Consider the following 21,384-nt stretch of genomic DNA (forward strand, 5'->3'; position numbering starts at 1 on the left):
TCAAAAATTTTGTTTTCTCGATAGATAGTTGTAAGTTTGCCGGATTTTTGCCGCGAACCGGCAACTATCTATTGATTAATTAGTAAGTTTTAATGGTTTCAGGTTCTACCGGAAAGACCGGGATGAATACCAAAACCGCAATTTTAATTAATATGTATACAGATCCTATTGCGGATTATTTGACAAGAGTTAGAAACGCTGTGGCTGCAAACCACAAAGTCGTTGAAATTCCTGCTTCTAATCTTAAAAAAGAAATCACAAAGATTTTATTTGATCAGGGATATATCTTGAGCTACAAGTTTGAGGACAACTCTGTACAGGGTACAATCAAAATCGCTTTGAAGTACGATAAAGAGACCAAAGAGCCAGTTATCAAAGATATCCAAAGAATTAGTAAACCAGGTTTGCGTAAATATGCAGGTGCTGCTAAACTTCCAAGAATCCTTAACGGATTAGGTATTGCTATTGTTTCTACATCAAGAGGTTTGATGACAGGAAAACAAGCTAAGCAATTAAACATTGGTGGAGAAGTAATCTGCTACGTATACTAATTTTAAAACGACTTATACGATGTCAAGAATAGGAAAAAATCCAATCGCAATCCCAGCTGGAGTAACTGTAGAAGTTGCAGAAGGAGTGGTTACGGTAAAAGGAAAATTAGGTCAGCTTACTCAGGAATATTCTAATGTTACTGTAAAAGTTGAAGATGGTCAAGTTCAGGTTGAGAGATCATCTGATCTGAAAGAAGAGAGAGCAAAACACGGATTATACAGATCATTAATCAGCAATATGATTGTTGGTGTATCTGAAGGATTCACAAAAGAATTAGAATTGGTTGGAGTAGGTTACAGAGCTTCTAATCAAGGACAAAAACTTGATTTGGCTCTTGGATTTTCACACAATATCATTTTAGATATCGCTCCAGAAGTAAAATTGGAGACAGTTTCTGAAAAAGGTAAGAACCCAATCGTAAAATTAACATCTTTCGATAAACAACTTGTAGGACAGGTAGCTGCGAAAATCAGAAGTTTCCGTAAGCCAGAACCTTACAAAGGAAAAGGAGTTAAGTTTGTTGGTGAAGTATTAAGAAGAAAAGCAGGTAAATCAGCTTAAAAATAAAAGATTATGTCATTAACAAAATCTGAAAGAAGACAGAGAATTAAATTCAGAATCAGAAAAATCGTAAGCGGTACTGCTGCTAAACCAAGACTTTCTGTATTCAGAAGTAATAAAGAAATCTATGCACAGCTCATAGACGATGTAAATGGTGTTACTTTATTGGCTGCTTCCTCTAGAGAGAAAGAAGTAGATACTAAAGGTACAAACGTAGAAGTTGCAGCAGCAGTTGGAAAACTGGTAGCAGAGAAAGCGTTGAAAGCCGGAATTGAAACCGTTACCTTTGATAGAGGCGGATATCTATATCACGGTCGTATTAAATCATTAGCAGAAGGCGCTAGAGCGGCTGGACTTAAATTCTAAGAAATTATGTATCATAAATACAAAAACGTAGAGTTAGTAAAACCAAGTGGACTTGAATTAAAGGATCGTTTGGTGAGTGTGAACCGTGTAACTAAAGTTACAAAAGGTGGTAGAGCTTTTGGTTTTTCTGCAATTGTAGTTGTAGGTGACGAGAACGGTGTAGTTGGACATGGACTTGGAAAATCTAAAGATGTTTCTGAAGCTATTGCTAAAGCAGTAGAAGATGCAAAGAAAAATCTTGTGAAAATTCCATTGAGCAGCAAAACTGTTCCTCATGAGCAAAAAGGTAAATTTGGTGGAGCGCGTGTATTCTTAATGCCTGCATCTCACGGTACAGGAGTTATCGCTGGTGGAGCTGTTCGTTCGGTTCTTGAATCAGTTGGTATTCACGACGTATTATCAAAATCTCAAGGTTCTTCAAACCCTCATAACGTGGTAAAAGCAACTTTTGATGCTTTATTGCAAATGAGAAGCGCTTACACTGTTGCAAAACAAAGAGGTGTTTCTTTGGAGAAAGTTTTTAAAGGTTAATTCAAGGAAAAATGGCAAAATTATTAGTAAAACAAGTTAGAAGCAAAATCAACTGTCCTCTATCTCAAAAAAGAGGTCTTGAAGCTTTAGGTCTTCGTAAAATAGGACAAGTTGTGGAGCATGAGTCAAATCCTGCTATCCTTGGGATGATAAACAAAGTAAAACACTTAGTTTCTGTTGAAGAAGCTAAATAACAAATTATAGTTATGAATTTAAGTAACTTACAGCCAGCTGAAGGCTCAACACACAATCAAAATAAAAGATTAGGTAGAGGAGAAGGTTCTGGAAAAGGTGGTACTTCTGCAAGAGGTCACAAAGGAGCTAAGTCTCGTTCTGGTTACTCTAAAAAGATTGGTTTTGAAGGAGGTCAGATGCCACTTCAAAGACGTGTGCCTAAATTTGGTTTCAAAAACATCAATCGTAAAGAGTACGAAGGTGTAAACCTTGATACACTTCAAGCTTTAGTTGATAATGGCATTGTTACAGATAATACTGTTGATATGACAGTTTTCGTAGCTAACCGTTTGGCAACTAAAAACGAAATCGTAAAGATTTTGGGTAGAGGTGAATTAAAAGCTAAATTAAAGGTAACCGCACATAAATTTACTGCTACTGCAAAAGCTGCTATCGAAGCTGCTGGTGGAGAAGCTGTAACTTTGTAATCCTTAATAATCAAGATGAAGAAGTTTATAGAATCGTTAAGCAATGTTTGGAAGATTGAAGAGCTAAAAAACAGAATTTTAGTTACTCTTGGATTGTTATTGGTGTATCGTTTTGGAGCACAAGTAACGCTTCCAGGGATTGATGCGACTAAGTTACATGGACTTACTGATCAAACAAAAGAAGGAATCGGATGGTTAATCGATGTATTTACAGGTGGTGCGTTTTCGCAGGCATCTGTATTTGCATTAGGTATCATGCCGTACATCTCCGCATCTATTGTAGTTCAGTTGATGGGTATTGCTGTGCCTTACCTTCAAAAGCTGCAAAAAGATGGTGAAAGTGGAAGAAAGAAAATGAACCAGATCACGCGTTGGTTGACTATCGTTATCACGTTAGTTCAGGCGCCAGGTTATATTTTCAACCTTTACAGAACTTTGCCAGGAGAAGCTTTCCTTTCTAATGTGAACCCAGGATTGATTTCGCCTTTCGCGTTCCAATTCTTATCTGTAGTAATACTTGTTTCAGGTACTATCTTCGCGATGTGGCTTGGAGAAAAGATTACTGATAAAGGAATTGGTAATGGTATATCGCTATTGATTATGGTGGGTATTATTGCGAGAATGCCACAAGCATTCATCCAAGAATTCTCTACCAGAGTAACAAACAATAACGGTGGTCCAATGCTTTTGGTTTTCGAAGTAATAATTTGGTTGCTCGTCATCGTAGCTTGTGTTCTATTAGTTATGGCGGTTCGAAAAATCCCAGTTCAGTATGCACGCCGTACGGTTTCAGGTGAATTCGAACAAGCAGGAAACAGACAATGGATTCCTTTAAAGCTTAACGCTTCTGGAGTTATGCCAATCATCTTTGCTCAGGCAATTATGTTTATTCCTGCTGCTTTGGCTGGTTTATCTAGCTCAGAAACAGCTACTTCGGTTAGTACAGCTTTCCAGAATATCTTCGGATGGCAGTATAACTTGGTTTTCGCCTTGTTAATCATAGTTTTTACTTACTTTTACACCGCAATTACAGTACCTACAAATAAAATGGCAGATGATTTGAAAAGAAGCGGCGGTTTCATTCCGGGAATTAAACCTGGTGCTGAAACTTCAGATTTCTTGGATAAGATTATGTCGTATATTACATTCCCAGGTTCATTATTCCTTGCTTTGATAGCCGTGTTCCCGGCAATCGTTGTAACTATTTTGAATGTTCAACCATCTTGGGCTTTGTTTTACGGAGGTACATCGTTATTGATTATGGTTGGAGTTGCAAGTGATACTATCCAGCAAATTAATTCTTATTTGTTGAACAAGCATTACGATGGTTTGATGAAAAGTGGTAAAAATAGAAAAGCAGTAGCTTAATTTTTATGGCAAAACAATCAGCAATAGAACAAGACGGATCCATCATTGAGGCATTATCAAATGCGATGTTCCGTGTAGAGTTAGAAAATGGACATATTGTAATAGCTCACATCTCTGGGAAAATGCGTATGCATTATATCAAATTATTGCCTGGCGATAAAGTGAAGCTGGAAATGAGCCCTTACGATTTGTCAAAAGCAAGAATTACTTATAGATACTAAAGGCTATTAAAATGAAAGTAAGAGCATCAGTTAAAAAAAGAAGTGCCGAGTGCATCATCGTACGAAGAAAAGGAAGATTGTACGTTATTAATAAAAAGAATCCTAGATTTAAACAAAGACAAGGATAGTTATGGCAAGAATAGCAGGGGTAGATATACCTAAAAATAAAAGAGGAGTTATCGCTTTAACTTATATCTTCGGAATAGGAAAAAGCAGAGCTATTGAGATTTTAGAAAAAGCTCAAGTAAGCCAAGATACTAAAGTTCAAGATTGGAATGATGATGAAATCGGAGCTATCCGTGAGGCTGTTTCATACTTCAAAATCGAAGGTGAATTGCGTTCAGAAATTTCATTGAATATCAAGCGTTTGATGGATATCGGATGTTATAGAGGAATTCGTCACAGATCTGGTCTTCCATTAAGAGGACAAAGAACTAAAAACAACTCTAGAACTAGAAAAGGTAAAAGAAAAACTGTTGCTAACAAGAAAAAGGCAACTAAATAATAAGTAGTATGGCTAAGGCAAGTACAAAAAAACGTAAAGTTATCGTTGAATCAACAGGCGAAGCTCATATTAATGCAACTTTTAACAACATCATCATCTCTTTGACTAACAAAAAAGGTGAAGTTATTTCTTGGTCTTCTGCTGGTAAGATGGGATTCAGAGGTTCTAAAAAGAACACTCCATATGCCGCTCAAATGGCAGCTGAAGATTGCAGCAAAGTAGCGTTAGAAGCTGGACTTAAAAAAGTAAAAGTATATGTAAAAGGACCAGGAAACGGACGTGAGTCTGCTATCCGTTCTATACATAACGGCGGAATTGAAGTAACAGAAATTATTGACGTTACTCCAATGCCACACAACGGATGTCGTCCTCCAAAAAGACGTAGAGTTTAATTAATATTTAAGTATAACTAGGTAGAATCTAAGATTATCGGAGGATATGACCTGAATTCATAATCTCTACCTTAATTAATTTTTTAAAATGGCAAGATATACTGGTCCAAAAACTAAAATTGCTCGTAAATTCGGCGAGGCAATCTTCGGAGATGACAAAGCCTTCGAAAAAAGAAATTATCCACCGGGACAACACGGATTGGCTAAAAAAAGAGGTAAGAAATCTGAATATGCTATCCAGTTAATGGAAAAGCAAAAAGCTAAGTATTCTTATGGAATCTTGGAAAAACAATTCAGAAACTTATTCGAAAAAGCTTCTGCTACTAAAGGAGTAACAGGTGAAGTTCTTTTACAACTTTGTGAGGCAAGATTAGACAACGTAGTTTTCAGAATGGGTATTGCTCCTTCTAGAAGAGCTGCTCGTCAAATCGTTTCTCACAGACACATCACTGTTAACGGTGAACTTGTAAACATTCCTTCATATCACTTAAAACCTGGAGATAAAGTTGCTGTTCGTGAGAAATCTAAATCTGTAGAAGCTATCGAGCGTTCATTATCTAATTCAAGTCACGTTTACGAATGGATCACTTGGAACAATGACCTTAAAGAAGGTACTTTCGTTTCAGTTCCAGCGAGACTTCAAATCCCAGAAAATATTAAAGAGCAACTAATCGTAGAGTTGTATAACAAATAATAAGACACTAGTCGAACATATGGCAATATTTAATTTTCAGAAGCCCGATAAAGTTATCATGATCGATTCTACCGATTTCGAAGGTAAGTTTGAATTCAGACCTTTGGAGCCTGGTTACGGATTGACTGTTGGTAATGCACTTAGACGAGTCTTGCTTTCCGCTTTAGAAGGATATGCAATAACATCTGTTCGTATCGAAGGTGTAGATCACGAGTTTTCTACAATTTCAGGAGTAGTTGAAGACGTTACAGAAATCATCCTAAATCTTAAACAAGTACGTTTCAAGCGTCAGATTGAAGATATAGACAATGAATCTGTTTCTATCTCAATTTCTGGCAAAGACCAGATTACTGCTGGAGATTTTCAAAAATTTATTTCTGGCTTCCAAGTATTGAACCCAGAACTAGTTATCTGCAACTTAGATAGCAAAGTTAACTTGAATATGGAGTTAACTATTGAAAAAGGTAGAGGATACGTTCCTGCAGAAGAGAATAAAAAACAAAACGCTGCAATTGGTACTATTTTCACAGATTCTATCTTTACACCAGTAAAGAATGTGAAATATGCTATCGAAAACTTCCGTGTTGAGCAAAAAACAGATTACGAAAAATTAGTTTTCGAAATCAAAACTGATGGATCTATCAATCCTAAAGATGCTCTTACTGAAGCTGCTAAAGTTTTGATTCACCATTTCATGCTGTTCTCTGATGAAAGAATAACACTTGAAGCTGATGAAATCGCTCAGACAGAATCTTATGATGAAGAATCATTACATATGAGACAATTGCTTAAAACTAAGCTTGTTGATATGGATTTGTCTGTTAGAGCTTTAAATTGCTTGAAAGCGGCTGAAGTTGATACACTCGGAGATCTAGTATCTTTCAATAAGAATGACTTAATGAAGTTCCGTAATTTCGGTAAAAAATCATTAACTGAGCTTGATGAGCTTGTTGCAGTGAAAAATTTACATTTCGGAATGGACTTAACAAAGTATAAATTAGATAAAGAATAATCTAATCCCGATTCGTTCGAGATTAAATTTCAATAGCAATGAGACACGGAAAAAAAATCAATCACTTAAGCAGACAGTCAGCGCACAGAAAAGCTATGTTGTCTAATATGGCTTGTTCTCTAATCGAACACAAACGTATTAACACTACTGTTGCTAAAGCTAAAGCGCTTAAACAATATGTTGAGCCTTTGATTACTAAATCAAAAGAAGACACTACGCACAACAGACGTATTGTTTTTTCTTACCTTAGAAATAAGTATGCTGTAACTGATCTTTTTAGAGATGTTGCTGCAAAAGTTGGTGATCGTCCAGGTGGATACACTCGTATCATCAAACTTGGAAATCGTCTAGGAGATAATGCTGATATGGCAATGATCGAATTAGTTGATTTCAACGAACTATACAACGGAGGTAAAAAAGAAGTTAAAAAAGCAAAAAGCCGTCGTGGTGGTAAAACTGCTAAGAAAGCAGAAGAAACTACTGTTGAAGAGGCTCCAAAAGCTGAAACTCCAGCTGCACCAGCTGCTGAAACTTCTACTGACGCTGCAGAATAATGAAGAAATTCATTTCATAAATAAAAAAAGGATAAGCTTTAATAGTTTATCCTTTTTTTTTGCCTTTTTCAAAACGATCCTTGGAGAAATAAATTTTTAGAAACTCCAAAATTGAATTAAATTTGCAACCGCATTCCGCAACTACACAACACAACAATAAAAATGAAATACACAACACGACAAAAAGCAATCCTCCTTCTCAGTGATGGAACCATCTTTTACGGAAAATCTATAGGCATAGAAGGAACTACTTTTGGCGAAGTCTGCTTCAATACCGGAATGACAGGCTATCAGGAAATTTTCACAGATCCTTCTTACTTCGGACAGATTATGGTGGCGACTAACGCCCATATCGGAAATTATGGAGTGAACGAGGAAGATGTGGAATCAGACCAGATTATGATTTCAGGATTGGTTTGCAAAAACTTTTCTTTTAATTATTCGCGCGCCAATTCTTCAGGAAGCCTTGAAGATTATTTCAAAAAGCAAAATTTGATTTGTATCTCTGATGTTGATACAAGAGCTTTGGTAAGCTATATACGCGATAATGGAGCTATGAATGCTGTGATTTCTACTGATGGGAAATCAATCGATGAATTAAAGGAACTGTTGGCAAAAGTGCCAAATATGGAAGGTTTGGAATTGGCTTCTAAAGTATCTACAAAAGCTCCTTACTTTGTAGGTGAAGAAACGGCTACCTACAAAATCGCGGCATTGGATTTAGGAATCAAAAAGAATATATTGCGAAATCTTGCTAAAAGAGATTGCTATATAAAAGTATTTCCTTTTGACACGACCTATGATGAAATGAGAGCTTTTAATCCTGATGGTTTTTTCCTTTCAAATGGTCCCGGTGACCCAGATCCGCTTTTTGGAGCGATAGAAATTGCCAAGAAAATTTTATCTAATGACGATCCTGTTTTTGGTATCTGCCTTGGGCATCAGGTTTTGGCTCTTGCAAACGGAATTCCTACCTATAAGATGTTTAACGGCCACAGAGGGATAAATCACCCGGTAATGAATGTCGTTACAGGAAAAGGGGAGATAACTTCGCAAAACCACGGATTTGCAGTAAATCGTGAAGCGTTGGAAAAACACGCTGATTTAGAAATAACACATCTTCATATTAATGACGGAACCGTTGCAGGTATGCGAATGAAAAACAAAAATTGTTTTTCAGTGCAGTATCACCCAGAAGCAAGTCCAGGACCGCATGATTCGTCTTATTTGTTCGATCAGTTTATTGAAAATATAAAAAACTACGTAACGAAATAAAAATAAATTACAATAAGAATAAAAAAGAGCCACTGTAAAGTGGCTCTTTTATTTGAAGTCTGCTTGCAGATTATTGTTTTATTACCTTAATGGTTTTTGTTTGTCCCTCAGCAGTTACTTTTACTAAATAAGATCCTGATGGCAAACCAGACATGTCAATAGCACCATTAGTGTCATTGATTGTTTTAGAAACTACATTTTGACCTAATAGGTTAAAAATTTGTACATCTGAAATAGTTTGATCATAAGTCAGGTTCAGAATACCGCTAACTGGATTCGGATAGGCTTTGAAGTTAGCATTATTAAATGTAGGTACGCTTAATGTAGGGCTCCAAGCTGAGATTGAGAATATTTCTTCATCATCATTTCCATATTCCCATACTCTGATGTAAACTGTTTCTCCAGGTGTTCTTTCGGTCAGATTAATTCTTGAATAATTTGCACTGCCTCCATCGTCATTACATTCGATTAATTCTAAGGCATTGCAAGTGCCTGAATAAACTGCTAAGCCAGAATCAAAACCTGTAACGCTAGAACCGATAGGATTGCCTGTTTGGATGGTTAATTTACCATCAGCAGGAATAACCACTTTATACCAAACATCACCGCCATTATAACTAGCGCAACCTGGTGCAGGAATGCTGCTTGTAGCAGCAGAATCTGTTGCATCCGCTACTGTTGAATTAACTGCCCCACCTGCATAGTTTGTAGCAGCAGTCAGTGTTATGGCATTGGCGCAGTCATCATTTGCAGGTGTAGCCATGGTTCTTACACAAATATCAAAAGTAGTTGATGCGATTACATCTCCAAGGTAGCTGAATACTCTTACGTAATAAGTCGTGCCAATAGTCAGTCCGCTAACGACACTTATATCATCATCGCTTGTAGAAATGCTTATCAACTGACCGCCACATGCTCCTTCGAATACTTCATGAACAAGATCTGATGGATCACCTTCAACATTCAGAAGGCTTATTTTGTGTGAAGTTGCTGTAGCTACAAAAGTGTACCAGACATCATCATCTGCGGTTCCAACACTGCTAACAGCTTCCCCTGAATCTGTAGCACCAGCGATTGTACCGGCTGTTTTTTCAGTACAAGTTGCATCAGTATTTACAGTAAGTACAATTGCGCCTGTACAATCATCATTTGCAGGAGCTGCAGGTCGGGTACCAATACAGATATCAAAAGTTGTTGATTCTGGAGGGTTAGAATAATAGCTGTATACCCTAACATAATAAGTATTGCCTATAGTTAAATCTGCAGCAAAACTTGAATCATCATCGCTGGAGTATAATAAGGCTAAGGTGCCGCAAGTACCATCAAATACTTCATGTACTAAATCAGTTTCGTCTCCTTCTACATTTAGAAGGTCTATCTTATGCATTGTTGCAGTAGCAACAAAACTATACCATACATCATCGTCAGCTTCGCCGGTATCTGTGTCAATTCCTGAATCGGTAGCACTTACCAATGTTCCTGGAGCTGTTGATGTACAGTTAAAGTCAGAGTTTACGGTTAGGGCAACAGATCCGGTACATTCATCGTTTGCCGGAGCCGGAGGAAATGCTCCTACGCAAATATCAAACGTTGTTGATTCTGCGGCTGAGCTACCATAAGTGAAAACCCTAACATAATAAGTAGTGCCAACAGTTAATCCTGTAACTGTGCTAACGTCATCGTCGCTGGAGTTTACGATAGTCAGTGCTCCGCAAGAACCATCCAATACTTCATGTACTAAATCTGTCAGGTCGCCCTCAACATTCGTAAGTGTTATTTTGTGCGTAGGAGCTGTAGCAACAAAACTATACCATACATCATCGTCAGCTGTTCCTGTATCGGCCGTGATACCTGAATTTGTTGCGCTAACTAATGTTCCTGCAGTTGTTGTTGTACAGTTAAGATTAGCGTTTACTGTTAAAGCAACAGCTCCGGTACATTCATCATTTGCTGGTGCTGTTGGAGGAACGCTGATACAAAGATCAAAAGTTGTTGATTCAGGTGCGGAAGAACCATAACTGAATACTCTCAAATAATAAGTTTCTCCAACTGTCAGTCCAGAAACAAGGCTTGACTCCGGATCGCTTATGTGTATGCTTATAAGTTGCCCTCCACAGCTTCCGCTGAATACTTCATGTACAAGGTCTGTTATATCGCCATTTATATTTAGAAGTTTGATTCTGTGTGAAGTAGATGTGGCTACAAAACGATACCAAACGTCATCATCAGCATTACCTGTACCTGGTGCGCTTTCATTTGAATTAGTAGCACTTACTAATGTGCCAGCCGTTTTTAATGTGCAAGAATCGTTTGTGTTTACCTGAACTGTCACGGCATTTGTACAATCGTCATTTGCCGGAGCAGCTGGTGGAATACTTACGCAAACATTAAATGTTGTTGATGTTGATGGGCTGCTGCCATAACTGAATACTCTTATGTAATATGTAGATCCAATATTCAGTCCGGTAACAAGGCTTGAATCAGGATCGCTGGAGTTTAATACGGTTAATGAACCGCAAGCACCGTCCAGTACCTCATGAACCAAATCAGTCATATCGCCACTCGTGTCAACCAGTTTTATTCTGTGTGTAGTAGCAGTAGCAACAAAGCTGTACCATACGTCATCATCTGCAGTTCCGGTATTGGTTGCAAGGCCAGAATCTGTAGCGCCAACTATGGTTCCTGGTGTTACTGAAGTGCAAGAACTGTTTGTGTTAACAGTTAAAGAAACTGCATCTCCACATTCATCATTAGTTAATGACGGCATTGTGGTTACGCAGATATCAAAAGTAGTTGCTGCTGGGCTGCTAGAATAACTGTAAACTCTTACGTAGTAAGTTGTACCAATAGTTAGTCCGTTAACAAGACTCGAATCAGGATCACTGGAGATTAATGTGTTTAATGTACCGCATGTACCTCCCATTACTTCATGTACCAAATCAGTCTCGTTCCCTTCTTTATTGTAAATGTTGATTTTATGTGATGTTGCTGTAGCTACAAAACGATACCATACATCATCATTGGCTGTTCCTATTTCAGTGCTGACTTCAGAATCTGTTGCGCCATACAAACTGCCTGTAACGGAAGAAGTACAAGTAAGACCGGAATTTGCTGTTAGAAGCGTTGCATTGGCACATTCATCGTTGGTCAAGACTGGGAAAGTCCCAACACAAATATTAAATGTCGTCGTTACAGGGTTGGCATAATAACTATAGACCCTTACATAATAAGTTGTGCCTACGGTTAGGCCAGATACGATGCTTGAATTAGGGTCGCTGGAACTTAAGATGTTTAACGTTCCGCAGCTTCCGCTCAAGACTTCATGAACCAAGTCGGTATCATTACCCACCACGTTCAGAAGACTGATTCTGTGTGCTGTTGCTGTTGCGGTAAAAGAATACCATACATCATCATTGGCATTGCCGATATCCGCTTCAATTCCGGAATCAGTAGCGCCTACTAATGTTCCTGCTGTCTGTGATGTGCAGGATAAGTTAGTGTTAACGGTTAGTGAAATGGCATTGGCACAGTCGTCGTTGATAGGAGCTTGTGCATATGCCTGACAATAAAAGGCAAATAATGCCAAAAAAAATAAATTTTTTTTCATGCAGTTAGTTGTTTGATTAATAGTGATTAATAGCTTCTAAATATCTTGATATTTAGGGTAAAAGGCAATAGATGATTAGAATTTTGCGGTTATGGATTAGAATTTGCAATTCGATAGAAAAATATTTTCTTTTATCCTTAAAAACCTGCTGTATAGTCTTGCTTTTTTAGATAAATAGCAATAAAAATAAATAATCATTGATTGTAGAAAACTTGATATCATAAATTGATTTCCTGATGAGCCAGTGTGTTTTTATCTTTGAAGCGAATATTTTTCACATCTCCTTATCATTTGATATGAATTTCTTAAATCTGTGTAATTATCCTAAATCTGTGGCAAAAATAAAAACTCACAATTGAGGGTAACTGGTCAAAATCAATACCTCTGTGTTAAGTATAAACTTCCAGATAGTATTTAATAATAATGCTAAAACGTTTGCGTTTATAAGTTTTTAAAAAATAAAAGATTTCGGATTTTAAAATCCTTAAATTTGTTTTCCATTCAGAAAAACAACCAAATAATAACAAATAAACAATTAATAATGAGCAGAATTATTAAAATACACGCGAGGCAAATCCTAGATTCCAGAGGAAATCCAACTATTGAAGTTGATGTAGTAACAGAACATGGAGTTCTTGGAAGAGCTGCTGTGCCATCAGGAGCTTCAACTGGAGAACATGAAGCTGTAGAGCTACGTGACGGAGGAAAAGCATTCATGGGTAAAGGCGTAATGAAGGCTGTGGAAAATGTAAACATAAAAATTGCTGAAGAATTATTAGGGAATTCTGTTTTTGAACAAAACCTGATCGATCAAAGAATGATTGAATTGGATGGTACTCCTAATAAGTCAAATCTTGGAGCAAATGCTATTCTTGGAGTTTCTTTAGCTGTTGCAAAAGCAGCTGCTAATGAATTGGGAATGCCATTATATCGTTATGTTGGAGGTGTTTCTGGTAATACATTGCCGGTTCCGATGATGAATATCATTAATGGTGGCTCGCATTCTGATGCTCCTATAGCTTTCCAGGAATTTATGATCATGCCGGTAAAAGCAAAAACATTTACTCAGGCAATGCAGATGGGAACTGAAGTTTTCCATAACCTGAAAAAAGTATTGCATGACAGAGGATTGAGTACTGCAGTAGGTGATGAAGGAGGATTTGCTCCAAATCTGGCAGGAGGAACAGAAGATGCTCTTGATTCAATCAAAAAAGCAGTCGAAAACGCAGGCTATGTTTTTGGAGAAGACATTAAGATTGCATTAGACTGTGCGGCTTCGGAATTTTATGTAAACGGAAATTACGATTATAAGAAATTTGAAGGCGAAACCGGAAAAGTTCGTTCTTCAAAAGAACAAGCGGAATATTTGGCTGAATTGGCTTCAAAATATCCAATCATTTCTATTGAAGACGGTATGCAGGAAAATGATTGGGATGGATGGAAATATCTTACTGAACTAATTGGAGACAAAGTGCAGTTGGTAGGAGATGATTTGTTCGTGACCAATGTAGAACGTCTTAAAAAGGGTATCGATAAAGGAATCGCAAATTCAATCTTGGTAAAAGTAAATCAAATCGGTACACTGACAGAAACAATTGCGGCAGTAAATATGGCACACAATGCAGGGTATACTTCTGTAATGTCACACCGTTCAGGAGAAACAGAAGACAATACGATTGCAGATTTAGCAGTAGCTTTAAACTGCGGACAGATTAAAACAGGGTCGGCATCGCGTTCTGATCGTATGGCAAAATACAATCAACTGCTTCGTATAGAAGAAGAATTAGGAAGTACGGCCTATTTTCCTGGAGAAAAAGCATTTAAGATTAAATAATTTAGTTGTCTTTAGATAATTAGTAACCCTTTTGGATCGTAAATTCCAAAAGGGTTTTTTTGTAAATCAAATTCTAAATTAAAACCGTCAAATTCTAAGTTTTGCTTATATTCGGGAAATAGAATGTTATTTTTGTTAATTAGCGTGTCAGAAAACAGATAGGCTAAAGTATTAAGAGATAAAACGTTTTTTAGAATGAGTATGAAATCCCTTGTGATTTGCTTTTTTATGCTGTTTTGCGTCCTTTCCTATTCGCAGGAAACGACCATTGACAGCCTGAAAAAAGTTTTAAATCATTCAAAAAACGATATTGATAAAGCCGAATTGCTAAATGCAATAGCATCGGAATACATGTCCAGTGATCCAAAACAAATGGGTGATTATGCAAACAAGGCACTGGAACTCTCCAAAAAAATAAAGCATCGCATCGAAGAAGGGAATTCGTACCTCAATTTAGGAAACGTAAATGTCATTCTTGGAAACTACCCGTTGGCTTTGGATAATTTTTCCAATGCACAGGAAATCTTTGAAGCCGATCTTATAACAGACCTTAAAAATAGTTCTGAAATTAAAAAAGGCCTGGCGCGTGCTTATGGCAGCATTGGGATTGTTTTTTCAGAACAAAGCAACTATGCAAAAGCACTGCAATATCATCTGAAAGCTGTTAAGATTTATGAAGAGATGAAAGATGAAGCCAGGACAGCGCGTATCTACAATAATATCGGGATTGTATATCAAGCCATAAAAGAAGATTTTAAAGCGTTGGACTATTTTACCAAAGCTCAAAAACTCCAGGAAAAGACAGGTGATATGACGGTAGGAATCACTACTACCAATATAGGGAATATTTATTTGAGGCAGAAAAATTATCCTAAAGCTTTGGAATACTACACGAAGTCCAAAAACACATTTGCTAAAAGTAGCGATGCCAGAGGCCTTGGCGAGCTGTATAATAATTTAGGATCTTATTATTGGCAGACAGGCAATTCGTCTCAAGCACTAGAAAGCTGGAAAAAAGCCATTGCTCAGTTCAATTCTATAGATGATAAATTCGGAATATCTGACACCTATTCTCACCTGGGTAATTTTTACTTCAACCATAAAAAATACAATGAAGCATTGGGTAATGCTACCAACGCTTTGAAACTTGCAAAAGAACTGGATGTATTGGAACAAGTCATGAATTCTGAAAAACTCATCAGCTCGATTTATGAAAAACAAAACAAGTTGGACTTGGCCTTACAGCACTATAGGTATTATAATGTTGCAAGAGACAGTCTGATTAGCCACGAAAATATCAGAAAAAGTGTGCAGGCTGAAATGAATTTTGATTTCGAAAAGAAGCAAACGATACAGCAGGAAGCTCATGAAAAAAGAGAGCTGCTTTACAAAGAACAAAATAAGCGATACCAGTTGCAGACTATTTTCGGAGCTTTATTCGGAATCCTAATTTTCGGGATAATCTTCCTTATTTACAACAGGATGCAGCTTAAAAAAACATTGACCTTGCAAAAGGAACTGGCAGAATATGAGCAAAAAGCACTGCATCTTCAAATGAATCCCCATTTTGTATTCAACTGTCTGGGCTCGATTTCGAGCTTTATTGTGCAAAATGGCACAGATTCGGCGATAAAATACTTGTCTAAATTTTCAAAATTAATGAGGCTTACGCTGGAATATTCTAAAGAATCGCTTATCCCGATTGATAAGGAAATTGAAAGCCTGCAAAATTATTTGGAGCTGGAGCAACTTCGTTCCGATAAAATGTTTAATTTCAGCATCACCAAAAGTGACCAGATAGAAGACGATATGGCTTTGCCGCCACTTTTATTACAGCCTTTTGTAGAAAATGCGATTATCCACGGTCTAATTCCTAAAAAAGAAGTCGGAAAAATTGATATCGATTTCTCCTTAAAAGAAGAGAGCCTGATATGTATGATTGTCGATAACGGAATTGGTTTTGAAAAATCGCAAGAACTAAAAGCAGCTTCGGTTTCAATTCATAAATCGATGGCTTTGGATATAACACGCAAACGACTTGAGATGATGGGGGCAGTTACCTCAAAAACATCCAAAGTAGAAATTAAGGAACTAAAAGACGAAAATGGAAAGCCTATAGGGACGGAAGTAATTCTATACCTGCCAATACAATATATTAAATAAATTATGATTACAGCAGTATTGATTGATGATGACAGTAATTTGAGGAATGGAATGAAAAGTCTGTTGAGTCGCTATGCGCCCGAAATTAAGATTTTGGGAGAAGCTGACAGTGTGAAAACAGGCATCAAGGCTATGGATACTCTTAAGCCTCAGGTTGTTTTTTTAGACATACAACTTACTGACGGTACAGGTTTTGATATTCTTGAAAATCTGGCCCAAAAAAACGGCAAATCATCATCGCATATTGTTTTTATAACGGCTCATGAAGAATATGCAATCAAGGCATTCCGATTCAGTGCTTTGGATTTTCTTTTAAAACCTGTAGATCCGGAAGAATTGGAAAAGGTTATCGAAAAAATCAAGAGCGCTTTAGAAAAAAATGATAATTATGCCCATATCGACCTGCTTTTGGAAAATATAAGGAAGAAAGTCGATAATTTTAAAAGAATAGCACTTTCCACATCTGATGGAATCCATCTGCTGGAAGTCAGCGATATTATCCGATGTGAATCAGAAGACAATTATACCAAGTTTTATATTAAGAATGGCAAACCAATCTTAATCTCAAAAACACTAAAAGAATATGAAGAATTATTGGCAGAGCACGGATTTGAAAGAATCCATCAATCCCATCTGATCAATCTTTCCTGCCTCAAATCCTACATCAAAAAAGACGGAGGTTATGTTATTATGGCCGATAATAGCAAGCTTCCGATATCACAAAGAAAAAAAGAAAGACTGCATGAATTGCTGAAAATGATATAGCGAATTCTAGTCCAAAATGCTAAAATTCTAAATATTTTCTTTTTTTTGACTACTACTTTGTTATATTTGGAGGTTACTATGTAAAAAATGAAGGTTATATGAAAAGAGTATTACTTTATGGGCTGTTGCTTTTATGCGGATTCGGCTATGCGCAGAACGTAGATATCTTTGACCCATTTTTTAAGAATAAATTACTGGCAGCCAATACTTTTAATGGAATAGCAAAAGACAGCAACGGAGCTTTTTTCAGAATAGATGCCAATATGGACGGTGAAATTCAAGTCAGTGAAGCTATCCGTGTAGTAGAATTGGATATTTCCTCTTCGGAAATTTCTTCACTTCAGGGAATTCATGAATTCCCAAACCTGAAAGTTCTCAAATGTTATAAAAATTCAATACACACCCTTGACCTTTCAGGTAATTCTAATCTTGAATCTATAGAATGTTCTGAAAACCTAATTTCCTCGCTGAATCTGAATGGGCTGACGCATTTATCCTATCTGGATTGCAGATTTATGGCAGGTCAATTAACTTCTTTAAATTTAAACGGATTAACTGCATTGAGAGTACTCAAATGTGGTCGAAATAATATAGGAACATTAGACGTGTCTCCACTCATAAACCTTATTGAGTTGGATTGCAGTATTTCAAATATTTCCAGTCTGAATCTTAACGGATTAGTGAATTTAAAATCATTAGACTGTAGTGTAAACCAACTTTCTTCTTTGAATATATCTTCACTTGGAAACTTAGAAAAGATTGACTACTCTTATAATAGTGGCCTCGCATCACTGAATATTTCTTCCCTGACATCGCTTAGGGAATTGTCATGCAATGCGGCTGGGATAACCTCTTTAAATCTTTCAGCATTTCCACAATTGACTTATTTGAGCTGTCATAGCAATATGTTGTCAGGCTTAGATTTTTCAGGAAACAGCAATCTTGAATTAATAGAATGTAGTGCAAACCAGCTGACAACTTTGAATGTTTCCAACCTTTTATCACTGAATACCTTGATGTGCAGTTATAACCAGCTTACAGCTTTAAGTTTGTCCGGGTTAGAAAATTTGATACAAGTAGATTGTAGTAACAATAATATTGTTGTCGTTGAAACGGCAGGACTTAGCAGTTTGATAGCTGTTGCGTGTGATAACAATGCAATCACGAAATTAGACTTCAGCCATTCGCCTTATATATCGGTTATTTCTTGTGCAAATAACCTGCAACTTGCTTCTGTAAATTTGAAAAATGGTTTGTCGTTTGCGCAAATTCAGGATACTTTTAATTTCAATAATACGCCAAACTTAGAATACGTTTGTGCAGACGAAGATGAAGTAGCATTATTGCAAAGCTTTTTCTCAGGACAAGGCATGAATGTTTCCGTTACTCCATATTGTACTTTTACGCCAGGAGGTGATTACAACACCATAACCGGAGTGTTGAGGCTGGATGAAAACGGTGATGGTTGTGATTCTAACGATAGGACGCAGCCTTTTATCAAGGTAAAAATAAATGATGGGACAGAAGAATCCTCGGTGTTTTCGGATTATGAAGCAAATTATGCTTTTTATACACAAGCAGGTTCATATACACTAACGCCGGCTACAGAAAATAGCTCGTTCTTTTCTTTTAGCCCTGTTGGAACAGTGGTTAATTTTCCAAATGCAGACAATAATGTCCACACGCAGAATTTTTGTATTACGCCAAACGGAGTTCATTCGGATGTAGAAATAGCTATCTCGCCTGTAGTTCCGGCCCGACCTGGTTTCAATGCCGTATATAAAGTAGTTTATAAAAATAATGGGAATCAGACTGTTTCACAAAACTCGGGAGTAACGCTTCTCTATAATCAGAACCTGATGAATTTTATATCGTCTGATCACATAACAAGTTCGCATAGTCCGGGCAGAATAAGTTGGGATTATACTGATTTACATCCTTTTGAATCCCGCAGTTTTACAGTAACCATGAATATTAACAGGCCAACAGACGGAAACCCTGTAAATATTAATGATGTATTGAGTTTTAGTGCTTCGGTTACTACGCCGGGCGATGAGAATATAAGCGACAATTCATTCGTACTTCGCCAAAAAGTCGTAGGATCTTATGATCCTAACGACATTAGTTGTTTAGAAGGAGATGTCGTTCCGCCTTCAGAAATTGGAGAATACCTTCATTATCTCATTCGCTTTGAAAATACAGGAAATGCCCCGGCTCAAAACATAGTAATTCGTAATGAAATTGACGAAGAAGAATATGATGTATCATCTTTGCAGATATTAGATAGTTCGCATAAGCTAAAAGCCAGAGTTAGAGGGAATTTATCAGAATTTATTTTCCAAAATGTTTATTTGGATTCTGGAGGACACGGAAATATTTTATTGAAACTGAAATCTACAGAAAGCCTTATTGCTGAAAGTACGGTATCTAGTAGAGTAGGCATCTACTTTGACTACAATACTCCGGTATTAACCAATAGGGTGACGACAGTATTCAAAATGTTATCAGTAAAAGAGAATGAAAAGGATCAATCAATCAAAATTTATCCGAATCCGGTAAACAAAATGCTTAACATTAAAGCTGATGGCATAATTCGCACAGTACACCTATACGATGCGCAAGGTAGAATACTCATGACGCAGCTTCTTGGAGAAAGTCAGGTGAGCTTTGATCTTTCAAGTTATGCAGCCGGTGTTTATTTCGTGAAGATTGTTACGGACGAAGGAGCCAAGACTGAAAAAATTGTCAATAGAAAAAACTAAGAAACCGATTCGTAAATAGAAAATAAAATCACTAAAAATATTTAAGAGTTACTTCTGTAATAACTAATTTTTACAGCCTGCTGATTTATCAGCAGGCTTTTTTTTAAAATAGAATTTGTTTGTGTCTGATTTGCAAAATTTAAAGAAATATTAACGAAATCGTTACCGTATTACTTTTTAGTTATTATCGAATTCCCTATTTTTGTTAAATTATATTTTTCAATTTTAAATAATTTCCAATAATATTATGTCAAAAACAGCAATATTAGAAATTGATGGCAACAGACACGAATTTCCAGTACTAGTTGGAACGGAAAACGAAGTTGCAATCGATATCGACAAACTACGCAGTGCAACCGGCGCGATAACTCTTGATCCGGGTTATAAAAATTCAGGATCTTGTAAAAGCGAAATCACTTTCCTTGATGGAGAAGAAGGGATTTTGCGTTACAGAGGATATTCAATTGAAGAATTAGCTGAAAAAGCTGATTTCCTTGAAGTTTCTTACCTTTTGATCTTTGGAGAATTGCCAACTGCAAAGCAATTGGAGCAATTTGAAACAGACATTAGAAAATATACTTTGGTAAACGAAGAAATGAAAAATATCATTGACGGTTTTCCAAAAAATGCCCACCCAATGGGTGTATTGTCTTGCCTGACAAGCGCACTTACAGCATTTAATCCAAAATCAGTAAATGTTGATAGTGAAAAAGATATGTATGAGGCAGTTTGCAAAACAATGGGTAAATTCCTTGTTATTGCTACCTGGACATACAGAAAAAGCATGGGCTTCCCATTAAACTATTATGATAACACTAAAGGATATGTTGAGAATTTCATGCGCTTGATGTTTGAATTGCCAACAGGACCTTATACTCCAGATCCAATTATTGTTGCTGCTTTAGATAAGTTATTTATCCTTCATGCTGATCACGAACAAAACTGCTCTACTTCAACTGTAAGAATGGTAGGTTCTTCGCATGCAGGTTTATTTGCTTCTATTTCTGCTGGAGTTTCTGCTCTTTGGGGCCCGCTTCATGGAGGTGCTAACCAGGCTGTTTTGGAAATGCTTGAAGAAATCCAAAAGAACGGTGGCGATGCTGACAAATATTTGGCAAAAGCAAAAGATAAAAATGATCCTTTCCGTTTGATGGGCTTTGGACACAGAGTTTATAAAAACTTTGACCCAAGAGCAAAAATCATCAAAAAAGCAGCAGATGAAGTATTGGCGACTTTAGGAGTTAATGACCCAATCCTGAATATTGCTAAAAAATTAGAAGAAGCTGCGTTGGAAGATGATTACTTCAAATCAAGAAACCTATATCCTAACGTAGATTTCTATTCTGGAATCATCTACCGTGCATTAGGAATCCCAACAGATATGTTTACGGTTCTTTTTGCAATTGGTCGTCTTCCGGGATGGATTGCTCAATGGAAAGAAATGCGTGTGAACAAAGAACCAATCGGTCGTCCAAGACAAGTATATGTAGGATCACCATTAAGAGATTTTGTTCCTTTCGAAAAGAGATAATTTTCAAAAAATAATTTTCAAAAAAAGCT

Annotated in this window: 21 protein-coding genes; 20 read left to right on the top strand and 1 reads right to left on the bottom strand. The window is 36.8% G+C overall.

Annotation, left to right across the window (positions count from 1 at the left end; genetic code table 11):
- Window positions 1–152 precede the first annotated feature (152 nt).
- The 15 genes from rpsH to carA all read left to right on the top strand — a co-directional run bounded on the left by rpsH (window position 153) and on the right by carA (window position 8,693).
- Complete coding sequence (gene rpsH, locus ABH942_RS11740; RefSeq protein WP_140000494.1) at window positions 153–551, top strand: 30S ribosomal protein S8; 399 nt, start codon at window positions 153–155, stop codon at window positions 549–551.
- 19 nt (window positions 552–570) lie between these two features.
- Window positions 571–1,113: a 50S ribosomal protein L6 gene (gene rplF / locus ABH942_RS11745; protein ID WP_370032169.1), complete on the top strand. Its 543-nt coding sequence runs from the start codon at window positions 571–573 to the stop codon at window positions 1,111–1,113.
- Window positions 1,114–1,125: 12 nt separating this feature from the next.
- A complete protein-coding gene (rplR, locus tag ABH942_RS11750) occupies window positions 1,126–1,479 on the top strand; it encodes a 50S ribosomal protein L18 (RefSeq protein ID WP_056068815.1) in 354 nt (117 codons plus the stop codon).
- Between the two features lie 6 nt (window positions 1,480–1,485).
- Window positions 1,486–2,010, top strand: coding sequence for a 30S ribosomal protein S5 (gene rpsE, locus ABH942_RS11755; RefSeq protein ID WP_056068813.1), 525 nt, complete (start codon window positions 1,486–1,488; stop codon window positions 2,008–2,010).
- A gap of 11 nt (window positions 2,011–2,021) precedes the next feature.
- Window positions 2,022–2,204 carry a 50S ribosomal protein L30 gene (gene rpmD / locus ABH942_RS11760; RefSeq protein WP_008464315.1) on the top strand — a complete coding sequence of 61 codons (183 nt, stop codon included), beginning with the start codon at window positions 2,022–2,024 and terminating at the stop codon, window positions 2,202–2,204.
- A gap of 12 nt (window positions 2,205–2,216) precedes the next feature.
- Window positions 2,217–2,672 carry a 50S ribosomal protein L15 gene (rplO, locus tag ABH942_RS11765; RefSeq protein ID WP_056068809.1) on the top strand — a complete coding sequence of 152 codons (456 nt, stop codon included), beginning with the start codon at window positions 2,217–2,219 and terminating at the stop codon, window positions 2,670–2,672.
- 15 nt (window positions 2,673–2,687) lie between these two features.
- Complete coding sequence (gene secY / locus ABH942_RS11770; protein WP_140000492.1) at window positions 2,688–4,040, top strand: preprotein translocase subunit SecY; 1,353 nt, start codon at window positions 2,688–2,690, stop codon at window positions 4,038–4,040.
- A gap of 5 nt (window positions 4,041–4,045) precedes the next feature.
- A complete protein-coding gene (gene infA / locus ABH942_RS11775) occupies window positions 4,046–4,261 on the top strand; it encodes a translation initiation factor IF-1 (protein WP_007136545.1) in 216 nt (71 codons plus the stop codon).
- A gap of 11 nt (window positions 4,262–4,272) precedes the next feature.
- Window positions 4,273–4,389, top strand: coding sequence for a type B 50S ribosomal protein L36 (ykgO, locus tag ABH942_RS11780; RefSeq protein ID WP_002987490.1), 117 nt, complete (start codon window positions 4,273–4,275; stop codon window positions 4,387–4,389).
- 2 nt (window positions 4,390–4,391) lie between these two features.
- Window positions 4,392–4,766, top strand: coding sequence for a 30S ribosomal protein S13 (rpsM, locus tag ABH942_RS11785; RefSeq protein ID WP_056068805.1), 375 nt, complete (start codon window positions 4,392–4,394; stop codon window positions 4,764–4,766).
- Between the two features lie 8 nt (window positions 4,767–4,774).
- Complete coding sequence (rpsK, locus tag ABH942_RS11790) at window positions 4,775–5,158, top strand: 30S ribosomal protein S11 (protein WP_023574076.1); 384 nt, start codon at window positions 4,775–4,777, stop codon at window positions 5,156–5,158.
- A gap of 88 nt (window positions 5,159–5,246) precedes the next feature.
- Entirely contained in the window at window positions 5,247–5,852 is a 606-nt protein-coding gene (gene rpsD, locus ABH942_RS11795; protein ID WP_140000491.1) for a 30S ribosomal protein S4, read from the top strand.
- A 19-nt stretch (window positions 5,853–5,871) separates the two neighbouring features.
- Window positions 5,872–6,864 carry a DNA-directed RNA polymerase subunit alpha gene (locus ABH942_RS11800; RefSeq protein WP_056068801.1) on the top strand — a complete coding sequence of 331 codons (993 nt, stop codon included), beginning with the start codon at window positions 5,872–5,874 and terminating at the stop codon, window positions 6,862–6,864.
- 38 nt (window positions 6,865–6,902) lie between these two features.
- Entirely contained in the window at window positions 6,903–7,418 is a 516-nt protein-coding gene (rplQ, locus tag ABH942_RS11805) for a 50S ribosomal protein L17 (protein WP_140000490.1), read from the top strand.
- Between the two features lie 162 nt (window positions 7,419–7,580).
- Window positions 7,581–8,693 carry a glutamine-hydrolyzing carbamoyl-phosphate synthase small subunit gene (carA, locus tag ABH942_RS11810; protein ID WP_370032177.1) on the top strand — a complete coding sequence of 371 codons (1,113 nt, stop codon included), beginning with the start codon at window positions 7,581–7,583 and terminating at the stop codon, window positions 8,691–8,693.
- Between the two features lie 70 nt (window positions 8,694–8,763).
- Here the strand turns inward: carA and ABH942_RS11815 are convergent, their stop codons facing one another.
- A complete protein-coding gene (locus ABH942_RS11815; protein ID WP_370032179.1) occupies window positions 8,764–12,300 on the bottom strand; it encodes a T9SS type A sorting domain-containing protein in 3,537 nt (1,178 codons plus the stop codon).
- Between the two features lie 541 nt (window positions 12,301–12,841).
- On the opposite strand from ABH942_RS11815, the gene eno reads away from it, so the two are divergent.
- From eno to ABH942_RS11840, 5 genes are all read left to right on the top strand, one after another.
- Window positions 12,842–14,134 (top strand): phosphopyruvate hydratase, encoded by a 1,293-nt coding sequence (gene eno / locus ABH942_RS11820; RefSeq protein WP_370032181.1) that lies wholly within the window; start codon window positions 12,842–12,844, stop codon window positions 14,132–14,134.
- 195 nt (window positions 14,135–14,329) lie between these two features.
- Window positions 14,330–16,297 carry a tetratricopeptide repeat protein gene (locus ABH942_RS11825; protein WP_370032183.1) on the top strand — a complete coding sequence of 656 codons (1,968 nt, stop codon included), beginning with the start codon at window positions 14,330–14,332 and terminating at the stop codon, window positions 16,295–16,297.
- A 3-nt stretch (window positions 16,298–16,300) separates the two neighbouring features.
- On the top strand, window positions 16,301–17,062 hold the full coding sequence (locus tag ABH942_RS11830; protein ID WP_370032185.1) for a LytR/AlgR family response regulator transcription factor: 762 nt from the start codon (window positions 16,301–16,303) through the stop codon (window positions 17,060–17,062).
- A 98-nt stretch (window positions 17,063–17,160) separates the two neighbouring features.
- Window positions 17,161–19,824 carry a T9SS type A sorting domain-containing protein gene (locus tag ABH942_RS11835; RefSeq protein WP_370032187.1) on the top strand — a complete coding sequence of 888 codons (2,664 nt, stop codon included), beginning with the start codon at window positions 17,161–17,163 and terminating at the stop codon, window positions 19,822–19,824.
- 247 nt (window positions 19,825–20,071) lie between these two features.
- Window positions 20,072–21,355, top strand: coding sequence for a citrate synthase (locus ABH942_RS11840; protein WP_370032189.1), 1,284 nt, complete (start codon window positions 20,072–20,074; stop codon window positions 21,353–21,355).
- Window positions 21,356–21,384 lie beyond the last annotated feature (29 nt).

The sequence above is a fragment of the Flavobacterium sp. 28YEA47A genome, from assembly GCF_041262125.1.
GTDB lineage: Bacteria > Bacteroidota > Bacteroidia > Flavobacteriales > Flavobacteriaceae > Flavobacterium.